We start from the raw sequence: 8,335 nt of genomic DNA, 5'->3' as shown, positions 1-8,335 counted from the left end.
TGCGTTCTTCGTGTGCGTTCTTCGCATGCATTGCCTCCCTATCTATACGTCATCGTGCCTCCGTCGTCGCGCATCGCGCCTTCGCGCGCAAGCGTCATGCAGGCTCGTGGTATACGGGAAGCTGGTCGTCAGAGCATGCGTCGAGCGGTGGTGCATCGCGGTCAGAGGGCGACAGCAGCGGGGTATCTACGGGCCAGGGGATGCGGAGCGCGGGGTCGTTCCACCGGATGGTGTGTTCGCATGCGGGAGCGTATTCGCGGGTACATTTATAGGACACAAGCGCCTCGGCTGTACCCAACACCGCAAACCCATGCGCAAATCCCGGAGGAATGTAGAGCTGCTGAGCTGCGTCGGCATTGAGCGTTGCCTCCACGTACTGCCCGAAGGTGGGACTGCCGCGCCGTATATCCACAGCCACGTCATAGATGCGCCCGGCCCACACATCGATCAGCTTGCCCTGCCCTTCTGGATGCTGGTAGTGAAGTCCTCGTACGACGCCGGGGCGAGACCGCGACACGTTGTCCTGCACAAACGGCCCCGTGATACCGGCCTCGCGATAGCGCGATCCGCGCCACACCTCACGAAAAAATCCTCGTTCGTCGGGATAGCGGGTGGTTTCGATGAGACGAACAGCCGGGATCGATAGCGGCGTTACGGTCATGTGCAGCGATACGGGCAGACGAAAAGTGAAGACGAAAAGTGAAGAAGGCGCGATGCCTAACTCATGTGCATGCGCACCGTGTTCCGCGTCGTGTTTCGCGTCGGCATGCTGCGCCGGCGCGCTGCATCTTACCGATCGCATTGCAGCGGCACTTCTCCAAATACCCAGAGGCGCTCATCCAAAAGCGCAATATAGATACGCATAGTCTCCCTGTCGAATCTGCAGAAAGACCTACTCTTCTCCCCGCCCTTCGTCCTATTGTTGGAGGCGCATAGCCGTAGTACTTGGCCCGATCAAGTGACCCGGTTTACGGCTGATCCCCCCTTACATTCTTTTGACGGTACTCATGCCCCCTTCCTCTACAGAAGCTGCGGACGCTACGAAGGCTTCCTCTAAGAGCGACATACGCATTCTGTCTACAAGCTTTCGACGGTATGCCGGGCTTATTGCGCTCACCTGCGTGGCGGCAATGCTTGCCTCCATTTTTGAAGGCATAAGCATCGGCCTGCTGATTCCATTTCTGCAGACACTCGACAACCCGGAGACTGCAGGTATCGGCATTGCCTGGGTCGACACCTACCTGCTGGGCGCTACCGACAACGTAGTGCAGCAGCTCTATCTAATCTGCGGGTTTATCCTGCTTGCCACGCTGCTGCGCAGTGCGTTTGGATATGCCGCTGCCGTGCTGGCCACGATGAGCCGTGTGCGCATCGTGGAAGATCTACGCATGCGTATCGTAGATCAGCTGCAGTCGGTATCTCTCTCGTTCTTCAGCCGCCACCGCAGCGGCGACCTGCTGAACAGCCTCATGAACGAGATTGCCCGTTCAGCGACCACGCTGGGCGCCCTTTTTACGCTCATCAACGAGGGCACGATGCTGCTGGTCTATCTCGGGCTCATGTTCTGGATATCGTGGGAGATGTCGCTCATCGTGCTGATCTTCTTTAGCGTCCTCTCTTACAGTCTCACGTTTTTGATTCGCCGCGTGCGCAGGCACGGCGAGAAAATCACCGACACGAGTGCTACGTTCACGGGGGCGCTGAGCGAATTCATTCAGGGCATCCGCACCGTGGTGGCCTTTAACCGCCAGCAGGATGAGCGCGACCACCTGGAGCGTGCTACCCGCAATTTTGCAGATGCGGTTGTAACCACCGCCATGCGACGGGCGCTCATTAAGCCGCTCACCCAGGGTGTTGTGAGTATGGGCCTTATTGCCCTGATCGTAGTCGCCGTGCAGTTCTTTGTTTTGGAGGGCGCGCTGGACCTGGCGTTCCTGCTTGCTTTCCTGTTTGCGCTGCTCCGCATGATGCCCACGGTGCTCAACCTGAACGGCATTCGGGGGGAGTGGGCCGAGAGCCGGGCCGGGCTTGCCAACATTGCTCAGCTGCTGCGTACCGAAGACAAACCCTACCTGTCGGACGGGTCGCGCCAAGCTCCTGCACTGCAAGAAGAAATTCGCCTTGAGCATGTTGACTTCAAGTACCACACCGGTCCTATGGTGCTGAAAGACATCTCTCTTACCATCAAGCGCGGCGCCACAACCGCATTTGTCGGCGGCAGCGGCGCTGGCAAGTCCACGCTGGCTGACCTCATTCCTCGCTTCCACGACCCGACCGAGGGCCGTGTGCTCTATGATGGCGTGGACCTGCGCGAGTTCAGCGTTAAGTCGCTCCGCGATCGCATTGCCATTGTGAGCCAGAACACGTTCATCTTCAACGACAGCGTGCGGGCCAACATCGCTTACGGGCGTCCCGATGCTACGATGGAGGAGATCGTAACCGCCGCCGAGCAGGCCAACGCGCTTCCGTTCATTGAAGAGATGGCAGAGGGATTTGAGACGTCGCTGGGCGACCAGGGTATTCGCCTCTCGGGCGGACAGCGACAACGGCTCGCCATTGCACGGGCACTGCTAAAAGATCCGGAAATACTGATTCTGGACGAGGCCACCAGCGCGCTCGACAGCGTCTCAGAGCAGGCCGTGCAACAGTCGCTGCAGCGTCTCATGAAGGGGCGTACCGTCATCGCGATTGCCCACCGGCTTTCTACGATTGAGCATGCCGACTGGGTTGTGGTTCTCGAAGAAGGACGCATCGCTGAGCAGGGGCCGTATCACGAGCTGATTGCTCAGGAGGGCGCCCTCTGGTCGTACCACAAAATCCAGTACGCCTCAGCTGCCTCGATGTAGCGCGTACAGCACGTACCGGCTGTTCTTGTTGCTTTCCGCGCCTGCGCCGAGAGCCTCTTACACCGAGAGCAAGAGCAGCAGATAACCGCCTGGCTAACAGCCCTGGAACGCAGCCCTACCTGTGCTACCCTGAATATTCTCGGCCCTGCTGCCGCTTTCTACTGTGTATCTGCATTATGGACAACCTTCTTGCCATATCGTACCGCTTTCCTCCCCAGACGTATCCGCTCGCCATTCGGGTGGATTACTTCCTCACACATCTCGCCCGCACCCATCGCGTCCGCGCCATTACATCGGCACCAGGGGCCGCCCTCGATGGCGTTGAGGTGATTCCGGTGCGCGAACGCGATGCGTCGCGCTTCAAGCACGTTATGAAGCGCCTGCGCCTGGGCAAGATAAGCGACCTGCTCATCTGGCCCGACCTCTTCGTGCCGTGGATTCTTCCTGCGCTCTACGCAGGCTACCGGGCCGTACAGCAAGAGCGGCCCGATGCGCTACTCTCCTTTGCGATGCCGTACTCTGGAAGCGTTGTGGCCGCCCTGCTAAAGAAGCTGACCGGCCTCCCCCTGATTCTCAATCTGAACGACTCCCCTACCTGTCCCGATGTCGAGTCGACCTTTCCGACACGTGCGCATGCATGGGCCTCGCAAACGCTTGAGGACTGGCTGGTGCAGACGGCTGATGCCGTAGTGTATGTGTCTAAACGCAACATGGAGCGCGTACAGGCGCGGCAGCCCGAGGCCCACCGGTCCAAGTTTCACCTGATCCGGCGGGGCGTGCGTATAACCGACATACCGCAGCGCACCGCTGCACCGGAGCGGCCCGCCGATGCACCCGTTCGCATCGTCTACACGGGCGGACTCTCAGGATGGCACATGCACACACGCAGCATAACCAGCACTGCTTCTCGGCCCATGCAGTGGGCCAAGCGCGCCTGGAACGCATGGAACCATTGGGGACGCTACGTAGCCTCGCCGACTGACCCGCGTAGCCACACCCCCGTGTATATAGGGCAAGCCGTACAGCAGCTACTTGAAACGCACCCAGAATGGGTAGGTCGCGTGGAGGTACACGTCTATGGCAATACGTTTCCGGAATCCGTCGTACAGGAGGTACTCTCACGATATGACCTGGAGTCCATTGTACATGTGCACGGCCCCCGCCCTCACGAGGAGGCCCTGCAGCTGATGCACGCGGCCGACATCCTCTTCCTGACGCTGCCCGACCGGCCCAATGGTACACCTGGTGGACGCATTTCGGCAAAGACGTATGAGTACCTTACCACCGACCGTCCGATCCTCGCCGCTGTACCGCCTGGTGAAAATCACGACTACTTGAGCGACAAGCCCGGCGTGTTTCTGAGCCGTCCCTGCGATGTCGAGCACCTGTGTAGCCACCTGGAGCCGCTTATTGCGAGCACGCTGCACGGAGACCTCCCTTTCTTTGACCGGACGCTCCTTACCAAGACGCTCGACAGCACTCGCCGGGCTGAAGCCTTCGCAGAACTGGTTGGCCGTCTGCCGTCTTCTGCATCGGCCGCACCTGCTGCTGCCGCAGCGTAGCTGCTCCTGTTTGACGACTTTACCACAACGACGTGTTTACCTGATGAACAGATCCAACGCTCCTATTTTTGTCGTTGGCGCGAACCGGTCCGGCACAACGCTGGTGCGGCTCATGCTGAACGCTCATCCGCGCATTGCCATTCCCGAAGAGCTGAACTACTTCAAGCGCGTCGGGACGAGCACGCCATGGCACCGTCCTGGATGGACGGACGCCGCCTATGCGCGGTTTGCAGAAGGCACGCTCAGCCACTTTGCACCGCTGCTTCCGAACCTGCCTGTTGATGCAGCTCGCGAGCGGTTGCTCGGCGCTGCGTCTCCTACGTACCGCACGCCGTACGCAACGCTACTGGAGATGTGGGCCGCGCAGGAGGGCAAAGCGCGCTGGGGCGAGAAGACGCCGGGCAATCTCTTTTTTGTAGACCAGCTCATTGAGATGTTTCCAGATGCTCAGTTCATCTATGTAGCACGCGACCCCCGTGCCGGTGTGGCCTCCATGCAGCGCGTCTCGTTCTTTCCAGACGATGTCATCTTCAACGCACTGAATCGTCGCAAAAGCTGGAATGTAGGGTACCAACTCCTTGAACGGATTGTCCCCAAGGCCCAGCGCATCGCCATCCGGTACGAAGACCTGGTGCGTGCTCCCCGCGACATGGCAGAAACCCTCTGCACGTTCCTTGATGAGTCTTATGCTCCAGCCATGCTCCGCTTCCATACCGATGCTGAGCACTACATGAAGACCGAAGCCGCTAACTCATTCAACGAGGCGGCCACGCGTCCTATATCAACCGCCCGCATTGATACATGGAAAGACAAGCTAACACCTACTGAAGTTGGGTGGGTTGAGTCGCTCTGTGCCGACGAAATGCAGGCATTTGCGTATCAGCCCACGCACCCGCAGCGCTCATTGCGTGCTCGTATCACGCAGCACATCAAATCGGCATACTGGCACTACGACGTATGGCGGCACCGCTACTATCGGCCCTATATCGTACGCCACGTGCCCGGACAGTCGCTTCGAAACAAACTACGTGACTGGTCAAAGTGGTTACAGAGCCGGTGTGATCCGCTACATGACATTGCCTCGGGTGAAGGTGTGCGCTAAAAGCGACACGGGTTGTCTCCAAAAGCATCGGTGCCCAGCTTATCTCGGGCACTACCTTAGTGTCAGAGCATGTGTTTTGTCCTGTTTACCCCCCTTCGATCCGATGTCTTCTGTTGCTGCATACGCTGAACGCCAGGCGCCGACGGCTCCTGTAACTGCTACCGATACCATGCCCCTTGCTGCCTTTTACGGGCACCATAAGTGCGCCACGGGATGGATCACCCGCATCTTTCGTGAAATGAGCTTCTATCTCGGCAGGCGCCATACCATTGTGCATCTGCCTCGCCACTTTGCTCCGTACGCGTCTATCGCCGACAAAGTAGCGGCCGAGCGTATCGACGTGCTCATCTACACCAATGCCGACATCAACGAAGTGCGCAAACTGCCAGTCTCGCGCGGCTTTCACGTAGTACGCGACCCCCGCGACGTGCTGGTATCGGCCTACTTTTCCCATAAGCACTCGCATCCCTCTGATAAGTGGCCCGAGCTTGAGCCCCATCGCGACCTGCTCCAGACCCTCTCGATCGAAGACGGCCTCGCCGCTGAGATGGTATTCAGCCGGTCCGTCTTTGAGGATATGGAGGCCTGGGACTATGACCAACCAAACGTGCTTGAGCTGCATATGGAAGCCCTGACGGCGCATCCCGATGCGGAGTTTGCACGCATTGCTTCGTTCCTCGGCTGGCTGGATTCGGGGGCACAGTACTCAACCGGCTACCAGGCCCTTCTGCGCATGAACCGGTTGCACTACCGGGGCGCCGCACGCGTGCCCGGCCACTGGCCGCTGCTTCCTGTGCCGCGCCGACGGCTCTCTACACTGCCAGCATCGCTCTTTCAGCGCATTCTCGAAGATCACCGGTTCAACCGGCTGGCTGGCGGACGTAGCCGAGGCGAGGAGAACGTCCATAGTCACTACCGCAAAGGAGTGCCCGGCGACTGGCGCAACCACTTCACCCCTGCCCTGGCTGCCCACTTTAAAAAAGAGTGGGGCCCTCTGCTTGTCAAACTGGGATATGAGTCAACTCTTGATTGGACGTTAAGCTGATGCGCATTGCTCATTATGCCCCCGATCTGTGGGCACCTGGCGGTATTGCCACCTATGTAGATCGTCTTACAAACGCACAGCGCAGTGCGGGCCACGACGTGCTGTGGCTCTGCCATACGCCCCAGGGCAACGCGCCGTTGCCTCCAGACGCCCATGTAGTTACGGCCAGCACGCTCTACGCCGAAGCCCGTGCACACGGGGTCGATATCCTCCATGCCCACCGCGACCTCCCCACCCCGATCCCGACTGCCCTCCCGCTGATACGTACCATGCATGGCCACCAGGGGGGCTGCCCCTCGGGAACGCGGTATCTGCGGCGCTCTGGCATGCCCTGCAATCGCACCTATCATCCCGTAGGATGCCTGCGTATGCACCTGCAGGAGCGCTGCGGTAGCTGCCGCCCTCACAAGATGTGGCGCAACATTCGACGCCTTCAGCGGGAGCGAGCGCAGACGCACACCGTAATGACTGCAGCTGTTAGCATGTACGTGCAGCAGATGATGGTGCGAGCCGGCTGCTATGTGGACAATATCGTTGTGTGTCCTTCACCCGCCCCCATTGTAAAGCCCTTCACCATGCCGCCCCGCAACAGCCCCAGCGTGCTGTATGCCGGGCGGATTGCTCCCGAAAAGGGACTGCTCTGGCTGCTCCGTGCTATGGCAGATGTCGACACGTCGGCTGCACTTCATATTGCAGGCACCGGCACCGATGCCCACATGCAGGCGGTTCATGACGAGGTCGAAGCATTGGCACTTACCAACCGCGTCCACTTCCATGGATGGTGCGACGACGAAGCGCTCACCGGTCTCATGAACATGGCCTGGCTCGTCGTCGTGCCGTCGGTCTGGAACGAACCAGCAGGCCTCGTTCCCCTCGACGCTGCGGCTCACGGACGCTTTGTGATTGCCAGCAGTGCAGGCGGGCTCCCCGAGTACGTGGCGCCCGACGCCTCAACCCTCGTTCCCCCGAACGATACTGACGCGCTAACGCGTGCCCTGCGCAACGCCCTTAGCGATTACGATCGCCTTGCCACATGCGGCGCAGAAGCGCAGCACCATGCCGAAGTTACGTTCTCAGCAACGCACACAGCAAACGCCTACGAGCGCCTGTATGCCCAGGCTATGAACCCGGCGGATGCCCCCCTCACTTCCTAACCGATCCGTTTTCTCTTATGGCCCACGTACACCTGCTCTCCAGCGCAGATAGCGAGCGTCCCGGACGCCCCTGTCCCTTTGACGAACGTGACCGGATGCGCGACGCCGCCTGCCACGACCGTTTTGGCACGCACACGCTGACCGAATCGCCCGACACCGCAGATCTGATTCTATTTGTGGAAAACTGCCACACTGTGCAGCACTATCGCGAAGTCCAGTCGCATCCGGTCTACCGGCGTCATGCCGACCGCTGTGCTCTGCACAGCCGCCACGACCAGCCGCTCCCTTTACTGCCCGGCGTGTATGCTTCACTGAGCCAGTCCGACTACAGCCCGAAGCGCACGCGCACCGGTGGCTACCTGAAGGCGTTTGCGCATGCCCATGTTGGGTACAACCCGAACGTCGCTCCAAGGCAGCACCTGTACTCTTTTATCGGCAAGGCAAGCACCCACCCGGTTCGATCACGCATCCTGAGCTTGCAAGACGACGAGGCATTTCTGCTGGATACGGACCCGTTCTGGCCGTACGGCGACCTGCCCGCTGCCAAGCGCGAGATGCTGGAAACGCAGTACCGCACGGTCGGTCAGGAAAGCACGTTCATTCTGTGTCCACGAGGCATCGGCACG

General features: G+C 59.9%; 7 protein-coding genes. 6 read left to right on the top strand and 1 reads right to left on the bottom strand.

All coding sequences use genetic code 11. The features are described 5' to 3' along the window. Nucleotides 1–94: 94 nt before the first annotated feature. Nucleotides 95–661: a dTDP-4-dehydrorhamnose 3,5-epimerase gene (gene rfbC, locus PPP56_RS07250; RefSeq protein ID WP_353563373.1), complete on the bottom strand. Its 567-nt coding sequence runs from the start codon at nucleotides 659–661 to the stop codon at nucleotides 95–97. A gap of 346 nt (nucleotides 662–1,007) precedes the next feature. Between rfbC and hepA the strand changes: the two genes are divergently transcribed. The 6 genes from hepA to PPP56_RS07220 all read left to right on the top strand — a co-directional run. Beyond that, nucleotides 1,008–2,846: a heterocyst formation ABC transporter subunit HepA gene (gene hepA / locus PPP56_RS07245; RefSeq protein WP_353563372.1), complete on the top strand. Its 1,839-nt coding sequence runs from the start codon at nucleotides 1,008–1,010 to the stop codon at nucleotides 2,844–2,846. A 176-nt stretch (nucleotides 2,847–3,022) separates the two neighbouring features. Continuing rightward, complete coding sequence (locus PPP56_RS07240) at nucleotides 3,023–4,408, top strand: glycosyltransferase (RefSeq protein ID WP_353563371.1); 1,386 nt, start codon at nucleotides 3,023–3,025, stop codon at nucleotides 4,406–4,408. Between the two features lie 43 nt (nucleotides 4,409–4,451). Next, the gene (locus PPP56_RS07235; RefSeq protein WP_353563370.1) at nucleotides 4,452–5,510 is read left to right on the top strand and encodes a sulfotransferase family protein; all 1,059 of its coding nucleotides are present in this window, start codon (nucleotides 4,452–4,454) and stop codon (nucleotides 5,508–5,510) included. A gap of 103 nt (nucleotides 5,511–5,613) precedes the next feature. Next, nucleotides 5,614–6,555 carry a sulfotransferase domain-containing protein gene (locus PPP56_RS07230; RefSeq protein ID WP_353563369.1) on the top strand — a complete coding sequence of 314 codons (942 nt, stop codon included), beginning with the start codon at nucleotides 5,614–5,616 and terminating at the stop codon, nucleotides 6,553–6,555. Continuing rightward, the gene (locus PPP56_RS07225) at nucleotides 6,555–7,709 is read left to right on the top strand and encodes a glycosyltransferase family 4 protein (RefSeq protein WP_353563368.1); all 1,155 of its coding nucleotides are present in this window, start codon (nucleotides 6,555–6,557) and stop codon (nucleotides 7,707–7,709) included. Before PPP56_RS07230 ends, PPP56_RS07225 begins: the two co-directional genes overlap by 1 nt. Nucleotides 7,710–7,726: 17 nt before the next feature. Beyond that, nucleotides 7,727–8,335, top strand: a 609-nt coding sequence (locus PPP56_RS07220) for a hypothetical protein (RefSeq protein WP_353563367.1), incomplete at its 3' end; no start/stop codon positions are given.

Source organism: Longimonas sp., from assembly GCF_040409695.1.
Taxonomy (GTDB): Bacteria; Bacteroidota; Rhodothermia; order Rhodothermales; family Salinibacteraceae; genus Longimonas.
Note: the sequence above shows the minus strand (reverse complement) of the source record. Positions and strands in the feature narration are given on the sequence as shown.